This window comes from Streptomyces sp. NPDC025806, from assembly GCF_055558275.1.
On the sequence record NZ_JBVHMU010000010.1, the window covers coordinates 177375 to 198527 of the forward strand.

18 protein-coding genes are annotated in these 21153 nt (G+C 70.0%); 17 read left to right on the forward strand and 1 reads right to left on the reverse strand.

Going from position 1 to position 21153, the window contains the following annotated elements:
* The first annotated feature begins 75 nt into the window (after window positions 1–75).
* From ACZ4E1_RS23685 to ACZ4E1_RS23735, 11 genes are all read left to right on the forward strand, one after another.
* Complete coding sequence (locus ACZ4E1_RS23685; RefSeq protein WP_467542268.1) at window positions 76–1701, forward strand: peptide ABC transporter substrate-binding protein; 1626 nt, start codon at window positions 76–78, stop codon at window positions 1699–1701.
* Window positions 1702–1877: 176 nt separating this feature from the next.
* Window positions 1878–2810 (forward strand): ABC transporter permease, encoded by a 933-nt coding sequence (locus ACZ4E1_RS23690; RefSeq protein WP_399127909.1) that lies wholly within the window; start codon window positions 1878–1880, stop codon window positions 2808–2810.
* A complete protein-coding gene (locus tag ACZ4E1_RS23695) occupies window positions 2803–3753 on the forward strand; it encodes an ABC transporter permease (protein WP_467542270.1) in 951 nt (316 codons plus the stop codon). The genes ACZ4E1_RS23690 and ACZ4E1_RS23695 overlap by 8 nt, the downstream gene beginning before the upstream one ends.
* Before the next feature lie 11 nt (window positions 3754–3764).
* Window positions 3765–4817, forward strand: a complete 1053-nt coding sequence (locus ACZ4E1_RS23700; RefSeq protein ID WP_467542272.1) for an ABC transporter ATP-binding protein — start codon at window positions 3765–3767, stop codon at window positions 4815–4817.
* Window positions 4810–5967, forward strand: coding sequence for an ABC transporter ATP-binding protein (locus tag ACZ4E1_RS23705; RefSeq protein ID WP_467542274.1), 1158 nt, complete (start codon window positions 4810–4812; stop codon window positions 5965–5967). The genes ACZ4E1_RS23700 and ACZ4E1_RS23705 overlap by 8 nt, the downstream gene beginning before the upstream one ends.
* Window positions 5968–6771: 804 nt before the next feature.
* Entirely contained in the window at window positions 6772–7275 is a 504-nt protein-coding gene (locus ACZ4E1_RS23710; RefSeq protein WP_467542276.1) for a GNAT family N-acetyltransferase, read from the forward strand.
* 131 nt (window positions 7276–7406) lie between these two features.
* Entirely contained in the window at window positions 7407–9047 is a 1641-nt protein-coding gene (locus ACZ4E1_RS23715) for a peptide ABC transporter substrate-binding protein (protein ID WP_467542278.1), read from the forward strand.
* Between the two features lie 81 nt (window positions 9048–9128).
* On the forward strand, window positions 9129–10052 hold the full coding sequence (locus tag ACZ4E1_RS23720) for an ABC transporter permease (RefSeq protein ID WP_467542280.1): 924 nt from the start codon (window positions 9129–9131) through the stop codon (window positions 10050–10052).
* Window positions 10045–11061 (forward strand): ABC transporter permease, encoded by a 1017-nt coding sequence (locus ACZ4E1_RS23725; RefSeq protein WP_467542282.1) that lies wholly within the window; start codon window positions 10045–10047, stop codon window positions 11059–11061. Before ACZ4E1_RS23720 ends, ACZ4E1_RS23725 begins: the two co-directional genes overlap by 8 nt.
* Before the next feature lie 5 nt (window positions 11062–11066).
* On the forward strand, window positions 11067–12050 hold the full coding sequence (locus tag ACZ4E1_RS23730) for an ABC transporter ATP-binding protein (protein ID WP_467542284.1): 984 nt from the start codon (window positions 11067–11069) through the stop codon (window positions 12048–12050).
* Window positions 12037–13077 carry an ABC transporter ATP-binding protein gene (locus ACZ4E1_RS23735; protein WP_467542286.1) on the forward strand — a complete coding sequence of 347 codons (1041 nt, stop codon included), beginning with the start codon at window positions 12037–12039 and terminating at the stop codon, window positions 13075–13077. Before ACZ4E1_RS23730 ends, ACZ4E1_RS23735 begins: the two co-directional genes overlap by 14 nt.
* Window positions 13078–13359: 282 nt before the next feature.
* Here ACZ4E1_RS23735 and ACZ4E1_RS23740 read toward each other — a convergent pair whose 3' ends face one another.
* Complete coding sequence (locus ACZ4E1_RS23740) at window positions 13360–15507, reverse strand: S9 family peptidase (protein ID WP_467542288.1); 2148 nt, start codon at window positions 15505–15507, stop codon at window positions 13360–13362.
* A gap of 250 nt (window positions 15508–15757) precedes the next feature.
* Here ACZ4E1_RS23740 and ACZ4E1_RS23745 point away from each other — a divergent pair, with 250 nt between their 5' ends.
* The 6 genes from ACZ4E1_RS23745 to ACZ4E1_RS23770 all read left to right on the forward strand — a co-directional run bounded on the left by ACZ4E1_RS23745 (window position 15758) and on the right by ACZ4E1_RS23770 (window position 21150).
* Window positions 15758–15952 (forward strand): hypothetical protein, encoded by a 195-nt coding sequence (locus ACZ4E1_RS23745; RefSeq protein WP_467542290.1) that lies wholly within the window; start codon window positions 15758–15760, stop codon window positions 15950–15952.
* A gap of 24 nt (window positions 15953–15976) precedes the next feature.
* Window positions 15977–16867, forward strand: coding sequence for an N-acetyl-1-D-myo-inositol-2-amino-2-deoxy-alpha-D-glucopyranoside deacetylase (gene mshB, locus ACZ4E1_RS23750; protein ID WP_467542292.1), 891 nt, complete (start codon window positions 15977–15979; stop codon window positions 16865–16867).
* Between the two features lie 35 nt (window positions 16868–16902).
* The gene (locus ACZ4E1_RS23755; protein WP_467542527.1) at window positions 16903–17292 is read left to right on the forward strand and encodes a DUF6113 family protein; all 390 of its coding nucleotides are present in this window, start codon (window positions 16903–16905) and stop codon (window positions 17290–17292) included.
* A gap of 143 nt (window positions 17293–17435) precedes the next feature.
* Entirely contained in the window at window positions 17436–19409 is a 1974-nt protein-coding gene (locus ACZ4E1_RS23760) for a hypothetical protein (protein ID WP_467542294.1), read from the forward strand.
* Between the two features lie 95 nt (window positions 19410–19504).
* Window positions 19505–20410: an ABC transporter ATP-binding protein gene (locus ACZ4E1_RS23765; RefSeq protein ID WP_467542296.1), complete on the forward strand. Its 906-nt coding sequence runs from the start codon at window positions 19505–19507 to the stop codon at window positions 20408–20410.
* Window positions 20407–21150: an ABC transporter permease gene (locus ACZ4E1_RS23770; protein ID WP_467542298.1), complete on the forward strand. Its 744-nt coding sequence runs from the start codon at window positions 20407–20409 to the stop codon at window positions 21148–21150. The genes ACZ4E1_RS23765 and ACZ4E1_RS23770 overlap by 4 nt, the downstream gene beginning before the upstream one ends.
* The last annotated feature ends 3 nt before the right edge of the window (window positions 21151–21153 follow it).

Genomic DNA, 21153 nt, shown 5'->3' on the forward strand with positions numbered 1-21153 from the left:
GGCGGCAGGGGTGCCGAACCGGGGTGGATGCGCCCTCTCTCGCAGTGAACAAGTGGACTCATGAGGAGGAACCCCATGCGTGGTGCCAAGAGCGCCAAGTGGGTGGCGGGCGCGGCGATCATCGCTCTGGCCGCGACCGCGTGCGGAGGCGGCAACAGCGACAGCGGCAAGGACGACAAGGCCGCAGTCGACCCGAACGGCACGTTCTCCGTCGAGGTGGGTGAGCCGCAGAACCCCCTGCAGCCCGCCAACACCATGGAGTCCAACGGCAGCATCGTTCTGTCCACGCTGTTCTCGCAGCTGGTGGACTACGACGCCAAGGGCAACATCACCATGGTGAACGCCCAGTCGGTCGACACCACGGACAACAAGACCTTCACGGTCAAGCTGAAGCCGGGCTGGAAGTTCCACGACAACACCCCGGTCACCGCCGACTCGTACGTCAAGGCCTGGAACTGGGCCGCCAACCCGGCGAACAAGCAGACCAACAGCTTCTGGTTCTCGGACATCAAGGGCTACGACGACGTCGCGCCGGCCAAGGGCAAGGCGAAGACCGACAAGATGTCCGGTCTGAAGGTCGTCGACGAGAACACCTTCACCATCGAGCTCTCGAAGCCGATCCCGTACTTCGTGTACAAGCTGGGCTACGAGGTCTTCTCGCCGCTGCCCGAGTCCTTCTTCAAGGACCCGACGGCCGCCGGTCAGAAGCCGGTCGGCAACGGCCCGTACAAGTTCGTCTCCTGGCAGCACAAGAAGGAGATCAAGGTCACCCGCTTCGACGGGTACCAGGGCCCCAACAAGGCGAAGAACGGTGGTGTGACGTTCAAGAACTACACCAACCTGGAAACCGCCTACGAGGACCTGAAGTCGGGCAACGTCGACGTCCTGCGTCAGCTCGCCCCGAAGGACCTGCCGGTCTACAAGCAGGACCTGGGTGACCGCGCGGTCGACCAGCCGTACTCGGCGATCCAGACCCTTGCCGTCGCGTTCTACACGAAGCAGTGGAAGGACATCGACCCCAAGGTCCTCCAGGGTCTGTCGATGGCCATCGACCGCGACACCATCACGAAGACCGTGCTCCAGGGCACGCGTGAGCCGGCCACCGGCTGGGTCGCCAAGGGCGTCCTCGGCTACCAGCCGAACGCCGCGGGCGACGTCACCAAGTACGACCCGGCCAAGGCCAAGAAGCTCATCGAAGAGGGCGGCGGCGTCCCGGGCAACAAGATCTCCATCCAGTTCAACGCGGACGGTGGTCACAAGGAGTGGGTGGACGCCGTCTGCGGCTCCATCAAGAAGGCCGTCAACGTGACCTGCGTGGGCGACTCGAAGGCCGACTTCCAGGCGGACACCAACGCGCGTGACGCCAAGGAAGTCAAGTCGATGTACCGCTCCGGCTGGGTGCTCGACTACCCCTTCAACGCCAACTTCATCCGCGACCTGTTCGGCACCAAGTCGGACGGTAACCAGGGTGGCTTCTCCAACAAGAAGGTCGACGAGATGATCGCCGACGCTGACAGCGCCAAGACGCTGGAGGAGTCGGAGAAGAAGTACCAGGACGTCGAGAAGCAGCTGGTCAACTACATGCCGACGATCCCGCTCTGGTACTACAAGGTCAACGCGGGCTACTCGGACCGGGTTTCCGGCGTCAAGTACGCGCAGGACGGCGACCCGATCCTGGACGGCGTCCAGGTCCACAAGTAGTAACCGCTGACAGCGTTCGTGACCGCTGCTCCCCGGCCGCACCCGGGGGCAGCGGTACGTGCGGGCCGAAAAACTGGCCGGGGGGCCCTTTTCACTGTATGTACCGCGCTCTTTTGTGGCGCGCGGACGTGCGTACGGCGAAAAGGGCCCCTTGCTGCGATTGACATGGAGGCATGATGGGGCGCTATGTCGCACGACGACTGCTCCAGATGATCCCGGTGTTCATCGGGACGACTCTGCTTATCTTTCTCATGGTGTACGCCCTGCCCGGCGACCCCGTCCGGGGTCTCTTCGGCGACAAGGCGAGCAGCCCGCAGATCATTGCGCAGCTGCGCCATGAGTACGGGCTCGACCAGCCCGTGCTGGTCCAGTACTGGCACTACATGCGGGACATGATCCTGCACTTCGACTTCGGCACCCAGATCGCCTCGGGGCGCCCGGTGACCGACGTCCTCGGCGACGCGTTCCCGGTGACCATCCGGCTGGCGTCCCTCGCCTTCGTGATCGAAGCGGTCCTCGGCATCCTGCTCGGCGTCATCGCCGGCATGCGCGCCGGCAAGCTCGTCGACACCGGCGTGCTGTTCCTGACGCTGCTGCTGATCTCGGTGCCCGTCTTCGTGCTCGGGTTCATCTTCAAGACGGTGTTCGCCTTCCAGCTGGGCTGGATGCAGCCGAACGTCAACAACGACCAGAACTACAGCGAGTTGCTGATGCCGGCCATCGTGCTGGCCGCGGCCTCGCTCGCGTACGTGGCCCGACTGACCCGTACGTCGGTCGCGGAGAACCTCCGCTCCGACTACATGCGCACCGCGGTGGCCAAGGGCCTGCCCAAGCAGCGCATCATCGGCGTCCACCTGCTGCGCAACTCGCTGATCCCCGTCGTCACCTTCCTCGGCACCGACCTCGGCGCCCTGATGGGCGGCGCCGTCGTGACCGAGGGTCTGTTCAACATCCACGGCGTCGGAGGCACGATCTACGAAGCCCTGTCGCGCCGGGAGGGAACCACGCTGGTCGGACTGGTGACCATCCTGGTTCTCGTCTACCTCGTCACCAGCCTGATCGTCGACCTGCTCTACGCGGTCCTGGACCCGAGGATTCGCTATGTCTGATCTGACCAAGTCCGCGGAAGCCCCCGCCGCAGCCGCCGCCGGCGGTCAACTGCCCGAGCCCACGGTCAAGGTGAAGGCCGAGAAGGCCCGCAGCCTGTGGAGCGACGCCTGGCGCGACCTCCGCTCCAACTGGATCTTCATCGTCTCGGCGCTGCTGATCCTGCTGCTCCTGGTGATCTCGGCCTTCCCCGGCCTGTTCACGGGCATCGACCCGACCAACCGCGACCTGGCCAACCACTACCTCGGCAAGCCCGAGCTGGGGAAGGTCTTCTCCGACGGCTGGCTCGGCTACGACGCGCAGGGCCAGAGCGTCTACTCGCGCATGATCCACGGCACCCGTGCCTCGGTCATGGTCGGCCTCGGCACCACCCTCGTGGTGACGATCTTCGGTGGCCTGATCGGCATGCTCGCCGGCTACTTCGGCGGCTGGCTCGACGCGATCCTGTCCCGCGTCACCGACATGTTCATGGGTATCCCGTTCCTGCTGGGCGCGATGGTCATGCTCAACGCGTTCTCCGACCGCAGCATCCCCGTCGTCATCGCCGCCCTCGCCTTCCTCGGCTGGACGCAGACGGCGCGTGTCATGCGCGGCTCGGTCATCACCGTGAAGCAGGCGGACTACGTGCAGGCGGCGCGCGCGCTCGGGGCCGGCACCAACCGCATCCTGTTCAAGCACATCATGCCGAACGCCATCGCGCCGGTGATCGTGGTCGCCACGATCTCGCTCGGTGTCTACATCGCGGCCGAGGCCACCCTGTCCTTCCTCGGACTCGGCCTCACCAGCGGTGTCTCGTGGGGTGCCGACATCTCCGCGGGCGGCAACTCGATCCGCGTGGCGCAGCACATCATCCTGTTCCCGTCGATCATGCTCAGCATCGCCGTCCTGTCGTTCATCATGCTCGGCGAAGCGGTGCGCAACGCCCTCGACCCGAAGATGCGCTGAGGGAGGCGTACATGACCATCATCGACAACCCCGCGATGGTTCCGGCCCCGCGGTCCGACGACGACGGGCCCCTGCTCGAAGTCCGCGACCTGCACGTCGAGTTCCACACCCGCGACGGCGTCGTCCGCGCGGTGAACGGCGTCAACTACAGCGTCAGCGCCGGTGAGACCCTCGCCGTCCTCGGCGAGTCCGGCTCCGGCAAGTCCGTGACCGCCCAGGCGATCATGGGCATCCTCGACATGCCCCCCGGCAAGATCCCGCAGGGCGAGATTCTCTTCCGCGGCCAGGACATGCTGAAGATGGCGCCGGACGAGCGGCGCAAGCTGCGCGGCGCGAAGATCGCCATGATCTTCCAGGACGCGCTGTCCTCCCTCAACCCCGTGCTGACTGTGGGCTACCAGCTCGCCGAGATGTTCCGGGTGCACCAGGGCCTCAGCAAGAAGGAGGCCAAGGCGAAGGCCATCGAGCTGATGGACCGGGTGAAGATCCCGGCCGCGGCGGCCCGCGTCAACGACTACCCGCACCAGTTCTCCGGCGGTATGCGCCAGCGCATCATGATCGCGATGGCGCTCGCCCTGGAGCCCGACCTGATCATCGCCGACGAGCCGACCACGGCCCTCGACGTGACGGTCCAGGCCCAGGTCATGGACCTGCTCGCGGAGCTCCAGCGCGAGTACAACATGGGGCTCATCCTCATCACGCACGACCTGGGTGTCGTCGCGGACGTCGCCGACAAGATCGCCGTGATGTACGCGGGCCGGATCGTCGAGCAGGCGCCGGTCCACGAGATCTACAAGCGGCCCGCGCACCCGTACACGCGCGGTCTGCTGGACTCGATCCCGCGCCTGGACCAGAAGGGCCAGGAGCTCTACGCGATCCAGGGTCTGCCGCCCAACCTCCTGAAGACGCCGCCCGGTTGCGCGTTCAACCCGCGGTGCCCCAAGGCGCAGGACATCTGCCGCACCGACATCCCGGCGCTCGTCGAGGTGACGGAGCAGGACGGCGGCGCGCTGCCCGGCCGGCGCAGCGCCTGCCACTTCTGGAAGGAGACGATCCATGGCTGAGCTCAGCAAGAAGGACTCCGAGAACGCAGCCGTGGACGCCACCCCGAACGTCACGGACGTCGAGGTCGTCAAGGCGGCCGGCGAGGACGCGGCCGTCGCCGCGCTCGACAAGACGATCGAGCGCGGGGAGCCGATCCTCCAGGTCCGCAACCTGAAGAAGCACTTCCCGCTCACCCAGGGCATCCTCTTCAAGAAGCAGATCGGCGCGGTCAAGGCCGTCGACGGGATCTCCTTCGACCTGTACCAGGGCGAGACCCTGGGCATCGTCGGCGAGTCCGGCTGCGGCAAGTCGACCGTCGCCAAGCTCCTGATGAGCCTGGAGAAGGCGACCGAGGGCGAGGTCTTCTACAAGGGCCAGGACATCACCAAGCTGTCCGGCCGTGCCCTGAAGGCCGTCCGCCGCAACATCCAGATGGTGTTCCAGGACCCGTACACCTCGCTCAACCCGCGTATGACGGTGGGCGACATCATCGGGGAGACCTTCGAGATCCACCCCGAGGTGGCCCCGAAGGGCGACCGGCGCCGCAAGGTCCAGGACCTGCTCGACGTCGTCGGCCTCAACCCGGAGTACATCAACCGGTACCCGCACCAGTTCTCCGGCGGTCAGCGCCAGCGCATCGGCATCGCCCGCGGCCTCGCGCTCAACCCGGAGATCATCATCTGCGACGAGCCGGTGTCGGCCCTGGACGTGTCCGTCCAGGCGCAGGTCATCAACCTGATGGAGAAGCTGCAGGACGAGTTCAACCTCTCCTACATCTTCATCGCGCACGACCTGTCGATCGTCCGGCACATCTCGGACCGGGTCGGGGTCATGTACCTCGGCAAGATGGCCGAGATCGGCACGGACACGCAGATCTACGACCACCCGACGCACCCGTACACGCAGGCGCTGCTCTCCGCGGTGCCCGTGCCGGACCCGGAGGCCCGCGAGGGCCGCGAGCGCATCATCCTCACCGGTGACGTGCCCTCGCCGGCGAATCCGCCGTCGGGTTGCCGCTTCCGCACCCGGTGCTGGAAGGCGCAGGACAAGTGCGCCGAGGAGGTTCCGCTCCTCGCGATCCCCGAGCGCTTCAAGGGCTCGGACTCGGAGGCGGCGCACGAGTCCGCCTGCCACTTCGCCGAGGAGAAGGACGTCGTCCACGCGTCCTGACCCGCACGCCAAGCCCGCCGGCCCGCACCCCTCGGTGCGGGCCGCCGCGCGTTCTGCCCCCTGGGCGAGCGGTGCGGCGGGTCTGCACCGGACGTCTCGCCCTTGGCCGGCCGCCTTCTCCCACCCGCCCGCCCCCTCCGGGGCGTTCGGCCCGGCGCCCGGCCTCGGGCAGTGCTTCTGCCCCCTGGGCGAGCCGTGCGGCGGGTCTCCGCCGTGGGCGTCGAGCTTCGCCGCCGACTGCGGCGCCGTCGTGGCTGGCCGCGCAGTTCCCCGCGCCCCTGTCGGGGCGCACTTGCGTCCTGGCTACGCGATTCGCGCGCACGCGGCGGAGCCGCAATGCGGTACAGCTCCGCGCCTCTGACGGGGCGCCTTGCCCGCGCCCTCTGACGGGGCTGATCTGGCCGGGCTGTCTCGCCTTTGGCCGGCCGCCTGCTCCCACCCGCCCGCCCCCTCCGGGGCGTTCGCCCCGGCACCCGGCCTCGGGTAGTGCTTCTGCCCCCTGGGCGAGCTGTGCAGCGGGCCTCCGCCGCAGGCGTCGAGCTTCGCCGCCGGCTGCCGCGCCGTCGTGGCTGGTCGCGCAGTTCCCCGCGCCCCTGTCGGGGCGCACTTGCGTCCTGGCTACGCGATTCGCGCGCACGCGGCGGAGCCGCTATGAGGTACAGCCCCGCCCCCTGGCGAGGCAGCCCGTTTCCGAGTGATGTCGGAGCTTGGTCGTATCTTGGCGGTCGGGCGGGGGCGATGTTCGGTGCTCGGGGCGTCGTCGGGGTTCGGGGTAAGAGGAGAGACGTGGTTCAGGGTCAGTTCATGCGTACTGCTCGGCTCGAGCTCGTGCCGCTCGACGTGGTGCATGCCGAGGAGATGGCTCGGGTGCTCGGGGATCCGGGGCTGCACATCTTCATCGGGGGTGAGCCGTACGGGGAGGCGGAGCTCAGGGGGCGGTACGAGAGGCTCGTGGCCGGGTGCCCGGAGCCGGGTACCAGCTGGCTGAACTGGGTCGTCCGGCTCCGGGAGGAGCGCGTGCTGACCGGTACCGTCCAGGCCACCGTCGACCTCACCCGCCGTACCGCCGAGATCGCCTGGATCACCGGCACCCCCTGGCAGGGCAGGGGCATCGCGAGCGAGGCGGCGAAGGCGCTGGCCGACGCCCTGGTGGCCGGCCGGATCGCGGGCCGGGTCGACACCGTGCTGGCCCACGTCCATCCGGAGCATCACGCCTCGGCCGCGGTCGCCCGGGCGGCCGGCCTGCACCCCACCGATGTCCACGAGGACGGCGAGGTTCGCTGGATCCGCCACGCTCCGGCCGTCTGACCGGCCCTCCCGCGGCCTCCTCCGACCGCGTACACCCGTTGGCCCACCCGGCGTGCGACATGTCCGGGTTGAGTTGATATTGAGGCGTACGTGACGCGTGATCGGCAAGAGTCGGTAAGAGGAGGCACTCCATGCGTGGAGCCACGCACGCCAAATGGGCTGCAGGTGCGGTGGCCGTAGCCCTCGCGGCGACGGCCTGTGGTGGAGGCAGTGACAGTGGGGGAGGCGGCGGTGGCGGCGACGGCTCCGGCGTCGTGCGCTCCTCCTGGGGCGACCCGCAGAACCCGCTGGAGCCCGCCAACACCAACGAGGTGCAGGGCGGCAAGGTCCTCGACATGATCTTCCGCGGTCTCAAGCGGTACGACCCGAAGACCGGCGAGGCCAAGGACATGCTCGCCGAGAAGATCGACACCTCCGACTCGCAGAACTTCACCATCACCGTCAAGGACGGCTGGACGTTCTCCAACGGCGAGAAGGTCACCGCGAAGTCCTTCGTCGACGCCTGGAACTACGGCGCGAGCCTGAAGAACAACCAGAAGAACGCCTACTTCTTCGGTCAGATCGACGGCTACGACAAGGTCCACCCCGACAGCGGCAGCCAGTCGGCCCAGACCCTGTCCGGCCTCAAGGTCACCGGCGACCGCACCTTCACGGTCAAGCTGAACCAGAAGTTCTCGCTGTGGCCCGACACCCTCGGCTACGCGGCCTTCTCCCCGCTCCCCAAGGCCTTCTTCGACGACCACGAGGCCTGGGTCAAGAAGCCCGTGGGCAACGGCCCGTACACCGTGAAGTCGTACCAAAAGGGCTCCCAGATGTCCCTGCGCAAGTGGGACAAGTACCCGGGAGCCGACAAGGCGCAGAACGGCGGCGTGGACCTCAAGGTCTACACCGACAACAACACCGCCTACACGGACCTGACGGCCGGCAACCTCGACCTCGTCGACGACGTGCCCGCGTCCCAGCTCAAGAACGTGAAGGCCGACCTCGGCGACCGCTACATCAACACGCCGGCCGGCATCCTGCAGACCCTCGCCTTCCCGTTCTACGACCCCGCGTGGAACAAGGCGGACAGCGACAAGGTCCGCAAGGGCCTGTCCATGGCGATCAACCGCAAGCAGATCACCGAGACGATCTTCCAGAAGACCCGCACCCCGGCCACCGACTGGACCTCCCCGGTCCTCGGCGAGAAGGGCGGCTACAAGCCCGGCCTGTGCGGCAAGTACTGCGACTACAACCCCACCGAGGCCAAGAAGCTGGTCAAGGAGGGCGGCGGCATCCCCGGCGGCCAGGTGCAGCTCGGCTACAACGCCGACACCGGCAGCCACAAGGAGTGGGTGGACGCGGTCTGCAACTCCATCAACAACGCGCTGGACAACGACAAGGCCTGCGTCGGCAGCCCCACCGGCACCTTCGCCGACTTCCGCAACAAGATCACGCAGAAGAAGATGAAGGGGCCGTTCCGCGCCGGCTGGCAGATGGACTACCCGCTCATCCAGAACTTCCTGCAGCCGCTGTACTACACCAACGCCTCCTCCAACGACGGCCACTGGTCGAACAAGCAGTTCGACAAGCTGATCGACGAGGCGAACGCCGAGTCCGACACCACGGCGGCCATCAAGAAGTTCCAGGAGGCCGAGGGCGTCGTCCGCGACAACATGGCCGCGATCACGCTCTGGTACCAGAACGGCAGCGCCGGCTACTCGGACAAGGTCTCCAACGTCGCGCTGAACCCCTTCAGCGTCCCCGTCTACAACGAGATCAAGGTCAACTGACGCCAGGAGGGCGGCAGTCCGGACCGGTCACCGGCCGGACTGCCGCCCTCACCGCTCACGGAACCGGAACCCGGAGTCCTCATGGGACGTTATGTGATCCGGCGCCTGCTGCAGATGATCCCGGTCTTCATCGGCGCGACGCTGCTGATCTTCCTCATGGTCAACGTGATGGGCGACCCCATCGCCGGCCTCTGCGGCGACCGGGCCTGCGACCCGGCCACCAAGGCCCAGCTGGAGAAGGAGTTCGGCCTCGACCAGCCGGTGCTCCAGCAGTACCTGACGTACATGGGGAACGTGTTCACCGGCGACTTCGGCACGGCGTTCAACGGCCAGAAGGTCACCGAGCTGATGGCCAGCGCGTTCCCGGTCACCATCCGGCTGACCATCGTCGCCATCCTCTTCGAGATCATCGTCGGCATCACGCTCGGTGTGATCACCGGCCTGCGCCGCGGCCGACCCATCGACACGAGTGTGCTGCTGCTGACCCTCGTCGTGATCTCCATCCCGACGTTCGTCACCGGTCTGCTGCTGCAACTGCTCCTCGGCGTCGAATGGGGCTGGATCAGCCCGGCGGTCTCCACCGAGGCCCCGTTCAGCGAACTGATCGTGCCGGGCCTCGTGCTCGCCTCGGTCTCCCTCGCCTACGTGACCCGGCTGACCCGCACCTCGATCGCCGAGAACCGGCGCGCCGACTACGTCCGCACCGCCATCGCCAAGGGCCTGCCCCGGCGCCGCGTCATCACCCGGCACCTGCTGCGCAACTCGCTGATCCCCGTGGTCACCTTCATCGGCGCCGACATCGGCTCCCTGATGGGCGGCGCCATCGTCACCGAGCGCATCTTCAACATCCACGGCGTCGGCTTCCAGATCTACCAGGGCATCGTGCGCCAGAACACCCAGACCGTGGTCGGCTTCGTCACGATCCTCGTCCTGGTCTTCCTCCTGGTGAACCTGATCGTCGACCTCCTGTACGCCGTACTCGACCCGAGGATCCGCTATGCCTGAACCCGAAGCGCCAGAGCCTGCACCCTGGTCCGGCGGCGGGCGGGCCCCCGAGGACGGGGCCATCGCGGCCACCGGCATGGGCGGCGCCATGGACCTCGCCACGAGCGAGGGCGAGACCCTGGAGAAGGCCCGCACCGGCGGGCCCGCCGGCGGTCCTGCGGGCAAGCCCCGCAGCCTGTGGTCGGACGCCTGGCGCGACCTGCGCCGCAACCCGGTCTTCATCATCTCCGGCCTGATCATCCTGTTCCTGGTCTTCATCTCGATCTGGCCGCAGGCCATCGCGTCCGGGAACCCGCTCTCCTGCGACCTCGCCAAGGCCCAGGAGGGCTCCCAGCCGGGCCACCCCTTCGGCTTCGACGGCCAGGGCTGCGACGTCTACACCCGCACCGTGCACGGCGCCCGGAACTCGATCACCGTCGGCGTCTGCGCCACCCTCGGCGTCGCGCTCCTCGGCTCCGTCCTCGGCGGTCTCGCGGGCTTCTTCGGCGGCTTCTGGGACTCGATCCTGTCCCGGATCACCGACATCTTCTTCGCGATCCCCGTCGTCCTCGGCGGCCTCGTCCTGCTGTCCGTCGTCACCAGCAACACCGTCTGGCCCGTCGTCGGCTTCATGGTGCTGCTCGGCTGGCCGCAGATCTCCCGCATCGCCCGCGGCTCCGTCATCACCGCCAAACAGCACGACTACGTCCAGGCGGCCCGCGCGCTCGGCGCCTCCAACTCCCGGATGCTGCTGCGGCACATCGCGCCGAACGCCGTCGCGCCGGTCATCGTCGTCGCGACCATCGCGCTCGGCACGTACATCGCGCTCGAGGCGACCCTCTCGTACCTCGGTGTCGGTCTGAAGCCGCCCGCCGTCAGCTGGGGCATCGACATCTCGGCCGCCTCCGCCTACATCCGCAACGCCCCGCACATGCTGCTGTGGCCGGCCGGTGCCCTCGCCCTCACCGTGCTCGCGTTCATCATGCTCGGCGACGCGGTGCGCGACGCCCTCGACCCGAAGCTGAGGTAGCGCCCATGCCGTTGCTCGAAGTACGCGATCTGCACGTCGAGTTCCGCACCCGGGACGGCGTCGCCAAGGCCGTGAACGGCGTCAACTACACCGTCGACGAGGGCGAGACGCTGGCCGTGCTCGGCGAGTCCGGCTCCGGCAAGTCCGTCACCGCCCAGGCCGTCATGGGCATCCTCGACATGCCGCCCGGCCGGATCACCGGCGGCGAGATCCGGTTCAAGGGCCGCGACCTGCTCAAGCTCAAGGAGGAGGAACGGCGCAAGGTGCGCGGCGCCGAGATGGCGATGATCTTCCAGGACGCGCTGTCCTCCCTCAACCCCGTGCTCAGTGTGGGCGAGCAGATCGGCGAACTGTTCGTCGTCCACAAGGGCACGTCCAAGAAGGACGGCAAGGCCAAGGCAGTCGAGCTGATGGACCGGGTCCGCATCCCCGCCGCGAAGGAACGCGTCGGCCAGTACCCGCACCAGTTCTCCGGCGGCATGCGCCAGCGCATCATGATCGCGATGGCGCTCGCCCTCGAACCCGACCTGATCATCGCCGACGAGCCCACCACGGCCCTCGACGTCACCGTGCAGGCCCAGGTCATGGACCTGCTCGCCGAGCTCCAGCGCGAGCTCCACATGGGCCTCATCCTCATCACGCACGACCTGGGTGTCGTCGCCGACGTCGCGGACAAGATCGCCGTCATGTACGCGGGCCGCATCGTCGAGACGGCCCCCGTCCACGAGATCTACAAGCGGCCCGCCCACCCGTACACCAAGGGCCTGCTCGAATCGATCCCGCGCCTGGACCAGAAGGGCCAGGAGCTGTTCGCCATCAAGGGACTGCCGCCCAACCTCATGAACATCCCGCCCGGCTGCGCCTTCAACCCGCGCTGCCCGATGGCCCAGGACGTGTGCCGCACCGACGTCCCGCCGCTCTACGAGGTCGCCCCCGAGCGGCGCAGCGCCTGCCACTTCTGGAAGGAGACGCTCGATGCCTCAAGCTGAACCCCTCCTCGAAGTGCGGGGCCTGGTCAAGCACTACCCCCTCACCCAGGGCATCCTCATCAAGAAGCAGGTCGGCGCGGTCAAGGCCGTCGACGGCGTCGACTTCGAGCTGGCCCAGGGCGAGACCCTCGGCATCGTGGGCGAGTCCGGCTGCGGCAAGTCGACCGTCGCCAAGATGCTGGTCAACCTCGAACGCCCCACCGCCGGCGCCATCAAGTACAAGGGCGAGGACATCACCAAGCTGTCCGGCCGCGCCCTGAAAGCCGTCCGCCGCAACATCCAGATGGTGTTCCAGGACCCGTACACCTCGCTCAACCCGCGTATGACGGTCGGCGACATCATCGGAGAGCCCTACGAGATCCACCCCGAGGTGGCACCCAAGGGCGACCGGCGCAAGCGCGTCCAGGACCTCCTCGACGTGGTCGGCCTCAACCCGGAGTACATCAACCGGTACCCGCACCAGTTCTCCGGCGGCCAGCGCCAGCGCATCGGCATCGCCCGCGGCCTCGCCCTGCGCCCCGAGATCATCGTCGCCGACGAACCGGTCTCCGCGCTCGACGTCTCCGTCCAGGCCCAGGTCGTCAACCTCCTCGACCGCCTCCAGAGCGAGTTCGACCTCTCCTACGTCTTCATCGCGCACGACCTGTCGATCGTGCGGCACATCTCCGACCGGGTCGGCGTGATGTACCTGGGCCGCATCGTCGAGATCGGCACGGACGCCGAGATCTACGAGCATCCGACGCACCCCTACACGCAGGCGCTCCTGTCGGCCGTGCCCGTACCGGACCCGGACGCGCGCGAGCACCGCGAGCGGATCATCCTGTCCGGCGACGTCCCGTCCCCGGCGAACCCGCCCTCGGGCTGTCGCTTCCGCACCCGCTGCTGGAAGGCGCAGCAGCGTTGCGTGGACGAGGTGCCCCTCCTGGCGGTGCCGGCGGTCTTCCGTATCGGCGAGGAGGACAACCCGGCGAAGCACCCGTCGGCGTGCCACTTCGCGGAAGAGAAGCACGTGGTGCCGAGCGATTAGGGGGCGCCTTCTCGTCTGCCGGGCCCCGGATTCGTTGGCGGGTGCGGGCCGGTGGGGCTTCTCGCGCAGTTCCCCGCGCCCCTGGAGATGCGCACTTCGTGCGCGATCTCCACAGGGGCGCGTCCCATCGGGGAAATGCGCCCGAAGGGCATGCATTTCAGGGGCGCGGGGCTGTGCCCGATCAGCGACTCCGTCGCGGGGCGCGACCGGCGGGCCCCTGGGGCGCACGGAGTGTGCCTTCCAGGGGCGCGGGGAACTGCGCGACCAGCCCCCACCGGGCCGTCAGCGACCGGTCAACCCCAGGGACCTCTTCAGGAAGTCCACCTGGAGGAGCAGCAGGTTCTCGGCGACCTGCTCCTGAGGCGTCATGTGCGTGACACCGGACAGCGGCAGCACCTCGTGCGGCCGCCCGTCCGCCAACAGGGCCGAACTCAACCGCAGCGCATGCGCCACGACGACATTGTCATCGGCCAGCCCGTGCACGATGAGCATCGGCCGATGCTCCGCCGCCACCTCGGACAGCCCGTCGTCCGTCACGAGGGAACTCTTCGCGTACGCCGCCGAGTCGACGCCCGGGTCGCCCAGATACCGCTCCGTGTAGTGCGTGTCGTACAGCCGCCAGTCCGTGACCGGCGCTCCCGCGATCCCCGCGTGGAAGACGTCCGGCCGCCGCAGCACGGCGAGCGCCGACAGGTAACCCCCGTAGGACCACCCCCGCATCGCCACCTTGGACAGGTCCAGCGGAAAGCGCTCGGCCAGCGCGTGCAGCGCCGTCACCTGGTCGTCCAGGGTCACCGTGAAGTCGCCCAGGATCGACTTCTCGCGCCCGGGGGACAGCCCCGGCGTGCCCCGCCCGTCCGCGACGATCACCGCGAAGCCCTGGTCGGCGAACCACTGCGAGGTCAGGCACGGATTGTGCGCGGCCATGACCCGCTGCCCGTGCGGCCCGCCGTAGGGGTCCATGAGCACCGGGAGCGGCCCGTCGCCCTCCCGGTACGAGGTCGGCAGCAGCACCGCGCAGGGAATGCCGTCCGCCTCCGTCAGCGTCACGCGCGGGGCGAGCACCGGCCGTTCGGCGTACGAGGCGATGTCCGCGACGTGCTTGCCGTCGCGCTCCACCCGCACCCGCGCCCCGGGCTCGGAGAGCGTCGCCGAGACGAGGACGGTGACGTCGCCGCCGCGCACCGCGGAGTGCACACCGGGCTCGGTCGTCACACGCTGCACGCCCAGTTCGTTGACCCGCAGGACGTGCACCTCGCCGGTCTCCGGGGACTCCGCGTCGGCGCCCGCGGACGCCGAGACCAGCACGTCGCCGTCCCCCACGTCGAGTACGGCCCGCACGTGCAACTGGGGCCCGGTCAAAGGCCGTTCGCCCACCGCGAGGACCCGCGCACCGCCCTCGTCCGCGATCCGCACCAGCTGCCCGCTCGGCGACCAGCAGGGCACACCGGGCAGCAGCTCCAGCCACTGGTCGTCCTCGTCGGCGTGCACCATCCGCGTCGAACCGTCGACCGGGTCGACCGCCAGGTAGAGCGCGCTGCGCTGGTCGCGGGCCTGCACGAGGATCAGCGGGGCGCCGTCCGCGGACCAGTGCACCCGGGCCAGGTACGGGTACGCCTTGCGGTCCCAGACGATCTCGGTGCGGGCCCCGTCGAGGCCGTACGCGAAGAGCCGCACCTCGGCGTTGGGCGTGCCCGCCGCCGGGTACGGGGTGCGGGCCGGCTCCCGGTCCGGGTGCGCCGGGTCGGCGATCCACCAGCGCTGCACGGCGGCGTCGTCCGCGCGGGCCACGAGCAGCCGGTCCGAGTCGGGGGACCACCAGTGGCCCCGGTAGCGGGACATCTCCTCGGCGGCGATGAACTCGGCGAGCCCGTAGGTGACCGTCTCCGACTCGGGCTCGGCCAGCGCCCGGTCGCCCTCGCCGTCCGCGCCCACGACCCGCAGCGCGCCCTGCGTCACGTACGCGACGTGCAGGCCGTCGGGGGAGGGGCGCGGGTCGATGACCGGCCCGGGGACCGGGAGTTCACGGGCGGTGCCCGCCCGCAGCTCGGCGACGAACAGGCGGCCGGACAGCGCGAACGCGGCCAGTTCCACGGCGCCGTCCGTCGCGTAGCCCACGATGCCGGCGCCGCCCTCGCGGCTGCGCTCGCGCCGGGCCCGCTCCTGCGCCGAGAGCAGCTCGGAGGCACCGCCGAGCAGCGCCACCGGGTCGGCGGCCACCCGCTCCTGACCGGACGTCACGTCGAGCACCCACAGCGCGTTCGCCCGGTCCGTGCCCGAGGGGGACCGCAGGAAGGCGACGCGCTCCCCGTCCGGCGCGACCGTGAAGGCGCGCGGCGCCCCCAGGGTGAAGCGCTGGGTGCGCGCGTGCTGCCGCGGGAAGGAGTACGCCGCCTCGGCGCCGGTGTCTGTTCCGATCTCGGTGGTCATCCCCGCAGCCTAGGCTGCGGGACCCCTCGCACGCGCCCCCTGTGTCCCCGTGCGCGGCCCGAAGGGCTCCCCTGCGAGGGCGTGCGCCCCCGCGCGCTCCCCGCCGCCCCCGTGCCCCCTTCCCGCGACTCATGCGCGGCGACGCATAGTTATCATGCATACGCACTGAGTGGGCAGTCCGCTTGCACAGCTCGACCTTGTAGCCCGACCCCGTAGCCCGACGTCCGGATCACCTTGGAGGAGGACCGCTGTGGCGCTCTCGATCTCGGCCGTGGTGCTGTTCGCGATCATCGTCGTCATTCTGACCAAGAAGTCCGGCCTGAAGTGGGGGCACGCGATCGTCTGCATGCTCCTCGGCTTCTACCTGGCGAGCTCCTCCATCGCCCCGTCCATCACCCAGCTGACGACGAACGTCGCGGGGATGATCGGCGACATCAAGTTCTAGACCGGCTCGTCTTAGGGTGGGCCCATGACCGAACTGCCCGCCCGGCGTCTGCTGCTCGTGCACGCGCACCCCGACGACGAGTCGATCAACAACGGCGCCACGATGGCCAAGTACGCCGCCGAAGGCGCCCACGTCACGCTGGTGACCTGCACCCTCGGCGAAGAGGGTGAGGTCATTCCGGCCGATCTGGCACATCTCGCCCCGGACCGGGAGAATCTGCTCGGCCCGCACCGCATCGGCGAGCTGGCCGCCGCCATGAAGGAGCTCGGGGTCACCGACCACCGCTTCCTCGGCGGCCCCGGCCGCTACCGCGACTCCGGGATGATGGGCGCCGAGCAGAACGAGCGGCCTGGCTCCTTCTGGTCCGCCGACCTCGACGAGGCCGCCGCGCACCTGGTCGCCGTCGTCCGCGAGATCCGCCCGCAGGTCCTCGTCACGTACGACCCCGACGGCGGCTACGGCCACCCCGACCACATCCAGGCCCATCGCGTCGCCCAGCGGGCCGCGGACCTCGCCGCCGAGCCCGCCTTCCGGCGCGACCTCGGCGCACCGCACACGATCGAGAAGATCTACTGGAACCGGGTGCCCCGCACCGTCGTCGAGGACCGCTTCCGGCGCCTCGCCGAGACCCTGGACGCGACTCCGTTCGCCGTCGCCGCCGCCGTCTCCGACGTCCCCGGCGTCACCGACGACGAGCGGATCACCACCGAGATCGACGGCCGCCCCTACGCGGACCGCAAGGCCGCCGCGATGCGCGCCCACGCCACCCAGGTCGACGTCACGGCCGACGGCACGGTCTTCGCGCTCTCCAACGACCTGGCGCAGCCGCTGTTCGACATCGAGTACTACGAGTTGGTGCGGGGCGAGCCCGGATCGGCCCACGAGAAGGACCTGTTCGAAGGGGTACGCGCGTGAGCGGCGGCAAGACGGCGACGGACCGGCAGGTCGACCTGCCCTTCTCCTTCGGCGGGGCCTCACCGGCCCGGATCGCCACCCTGCTCCTGCTGCTGGTGCTCGGCGCACTGGCCGGCCTCGCGGGCGCCCTCGTCCAAAGCGGCTGGTTCCCGGGCGGGTTGCTGCTCGCGCTCGCCGGCGCGGCCGGCCTCTTCCGCGGCGGCGCCCACCTGCTGCGCACCCGCTCCGGCGCCCTGATCCCCGCGGTCGGCTGGCTCGTCGCGGTCGTTCTGCTCACCACGAGCCGCCCCGAGGGCGACTTCGTGTTCGGCGCCGGCATCGGCTCGTACATCTTCCTGCTCGGCGGGATGGCCGTGGCTGTGATGTGCGCCACCCTCGGCGCGGGGTGGCAACCACCCGCGTCCGACGCCCGACTTGGGAAGTGACGTACCACTTCGACGACCTCGCCGCACGGGATTCACCATCCGTCACACAGTGACTCCCGGCCGCGGCCAGTATGGTGGTGCGCGCCGCCGAGCAGCCCGCGCGAGGTCGAGACGGGCGGCGGAGCCAACCGGGAGAACCTGCCTTGAGTCGTGAAACTGACAGTTCGTCCTCCGGGCCCCAGGGGCGCGGGGCTGCCGCGTACCCGTCGGGAACGCCTCCTTACGGGACGTCCGCACGTCCCGGCGACGCCGGACCGACGCCTCCGGGCGACGAGGGCACCGACATTCCGGACGCGCCGAAGACCGAGACCACGCTGACGACCCGGATCCGGATCAACATCCCGGGCTCCCGGCCGATCCCGCCGGTCGTCATGCGCACACCGATGAGCGACGCGGACGGCAAGCCCAAGGACGGCGCGGAGCCGTCCCGGCCGGCCGCCGGGGCCCCCGCCGACGACGCGTCGCGCCCCTCGGCCCTCGCGTCCTACGCCGCCTCGACGACGGAGTCCGCGGCGCCGGCCGGTGCCCCGCAGGCGCCCGCCGAGCCCGAGGTGCCGCGCGAGGAGAAGACCAGCGACTGGTTCGCCCCGCGCAAGGCGGCACCCGCCGCCTCGGCCTCCGGCGACGGCGCCCCGGACCCCGAGCCGCAGGCACCCCGGACGCCCGAGGCGCCCCAGGGCGGCGGTTCGTCCGGCGGGTTCGACGTGACCGGCGCGATCGCCTCCGGCCCGCTCGGTGCGGCCTCCGGCCCGCGCCCGCAGTCGCCCGGCGACCGCGGCGACCTGCCGTTCTTCTCCGGCGGCCAGGACTCCGGCGCACCCGGCCGCGGTCCGGCGGGCCCGACGACGGGCCCCGTCAGCGGCGACGGCCCGATGATCACCTCCGGTGTCCCCGACCCCGCCGTCCCCGGCGCGCAGGGCGCGCCCCTGATGAGCGACGACACCGCGATCCTCACCCCGCAGAAGCCGGCCCCCGAGTCCGGCCCCTCCGCGCAGGGCGGCAACCACGTCTCCGGTGACACCCTCACCAGCGGCATCCCGCGCGTCCCCGGCGCCGGCGGCCCCGGCTCGCCGTTCGCCCCGCCCACCGGCGGCCAGGGTCCGGCCCCCGCGTCGTTCACCCCGCCGAAGCTGCCGGACCCGGTGCCGGCCCAGTCCGCCCCCGCCAAGAAGAAGGGCCGCAACAAGCTGGTCCTGATCGGCGCCGGCGTCGTCGGCCTGGCCGGTGTCGCCTACGGCGCGGGCCTGCTCATGAACCACTCCGACGTCCCCAAGGGCACCACCGTCCTCGGCGTCGACATCGGCGGCGGCACCCGTGACGAGGCCGCCGCCAAGCTGGAGACCGCCTTCGGGGCCCGCACCGACCAGGCCCTGAAGCTCGCCGTCGACGGCAAGACCGTGGAGCTGAAGCCGGACCAGGCGGGCCTCTCCCTGGACAGCGCGGCCACCGTCAGCGCCGCCGCGGGCAGCGACTACAACCCGGTCTCCGTGATCGGCTCGCTGTTCGGCAACGAGCGCGTCGTCGACCCGGTCATGCCGGTCGACAACGAGAAGCTCGCGGCCGCCCTGGAGCGCGCCGCGGGCGGCGCCGCCGCGTCCGGCGACGGCACCATCCGCTTCGAGCCCGGCAAGGCCGTCGCCGTCTACGGCAAGACGGGCAAGGGCATCGACGTCGACAAGTCGACCGCCGCCGTCAGCGAGGCCTACCGCGCCCAGGTCGAGACGGGCGCCTCGGGCCCCGTCCAGGTCCCGACGACGACCCGGCAGCCCACGGTGCCCAACGCCGAGGTCGACCGGAAGATGAAGCAGTTCGCCGAGCCCGCCATGTCGGGTCTCATCACGATCAAGGCGGGCAGCGCGTCCATCCCGTTCGGCCCCGACAAGTCGCTGCCGAAGATCCTCGGCATGAAGGCCGTCGACGGCAAGCTCGTCGAGACCTACGACCTCAAGGCGCTCAAGCAGCTGTACGGGAACACCTTCGACGGCGTCCTGATCACCCGCGGCACCGGCAAGAAGACCCCGGTCACCCCGCAGGACGTCGCCCAGGCGATGGGCCGGGCGCTGCTCGGCAAGACCCCGGCCGAGCGCGTCGTGGAGATCGACACCAACCCCACGTAGCCGGCCCCGTCACGACTCCCGCATGACATCCGTCATGCGGGAGTCGCGACGCGCGACACTGCCGGGCGCCACCGCCCGCCCGCGACGATGGCCGTATGAATGCAGCAGCGGTCACGTTCACCGGGGTCACCAAGGCCTACGGCACCGTCAAGGCGGTCGACGGCCTCAGCCTCGAACTGCACCCGGGCGAGACGGTCGCCCTCCTCGGACCCAACGGCGCCGGCAAGTCGACCACCCTCGACCTGCTGCTCGGCCTGCGCCCCGCCGACAGCGGCGACGTCCGCGTCTTCGGCACCAGCCCCCGCGAGGCCATCGTGCGCGGCCGTGTCGGCGCCATGCTGCAGAGCGGCGGCCTCATGGACGAGGTCACCGTCGCCGAACTCGTCCAGCTGGCCTGCTCCCTGCACCCGCGCCCGTACCCGGCCGGCGAGGTGCTCAGCCGCGCGGGCATCAGCCAGATCGCCGACCGCAAGGTCAACAAGCTCTCCGGCGGCCAGGAGCAGCGCGTCCGCTTCGCCCTCGCCACCGCCGGTGACAGCGACCTGATCGTCCTCGACGAGCCGACCACCGGCATGGACGTCACCGCCCGCCAGGCCTTCTGGGCCACGATGCGCGAGCAGGCCGACCGGGGCCGCACCGTCCTGTTCGCCACGCACTACCTGGAGGAGGCGGACGCGATCGCCGACCGCGTCCTCGTCCTGCACCGCGGCCGGCTCCTCGCCGACGGTACCGCCGCCGAGATCAAGGCGAAGGCGGGCGCCCGCAAGGTCTCCTTCGACCTCGACGGGGACCTCGACACGGACGTCCTGTCCGCGCTGCCGTTCCTGACCGGCATCACGTTCTCCGGACCCACCGTCCGCATCCAGACCACCGACGCCGACGCGACCGTGCACGCCCTCTACGGGCTCGGCCTCTACCCGCGCAACCTGGAGGTCGCGGGCCTCGGCCTGGAGCAGGCCTTCGTCGCCATCACCGAGGCCGAGGAGGCCAGAACCCGATGAACAGCCTGATCAAACTGGAACTCGCCCGCGCCCTGCGCAACAAGAAGTTCCTGTTCTTCTCGGTGATCTACCCGTCCGTCCTGTTCCTCGTCATCTCCGGGAGCGCGGGCGGCGCGGGCGACAAGGTGGACGGCACCGGCCTCACCGTGGCCTCGTTCATGATGGTCTCGATGGCCTCCTTCGGCGCCCTCACCGCCGTCCTCATGGGCAACAGCGAACGCATCGCCAAGGAGCGCGAGAGCGGCTGGGTGCGCCAACTGCGCCTGACCACCCTGCCGGGCCGCGGCTACGTCCTCGCCAAGACCGCGAGCGCCGCCGTCGTCTCCCTGCCGTCCATCGTGGTCGTCTTCGCCGTCGCCGCGCTCCTGAAGGACGTACGGTTCGAGGCCTGGCAGTGGCTCGCGCTCACCGGCGCGATCTGGGCCGGCAGCCTCTGCTTCGCCGCGCTCGGCGTCGCCATCGGCTACCTCGCGTCCGGCGACGCGGTCCGCCCCCTCACGATGATCGTGTACTTCGGCCTGTCCATCCTGGGCGGCCTGTGGATGCCCTCCACGACCTTCCCGCAGTGGCTGCAGGACATCGCGCGCTGGCTGCCCACGCACGCGTACGCTGCCCTCGGCCGGGCCATCGAACTGGGCGATGCCCCGCACGCGAAGGACGTCACCCTGCTCGTCGCGTACTTCCTGCTCTTCGCGGGCGGCGCCGCGTGGCTGTACCGGAAGGACACCCTGAAGGCGTGAGCG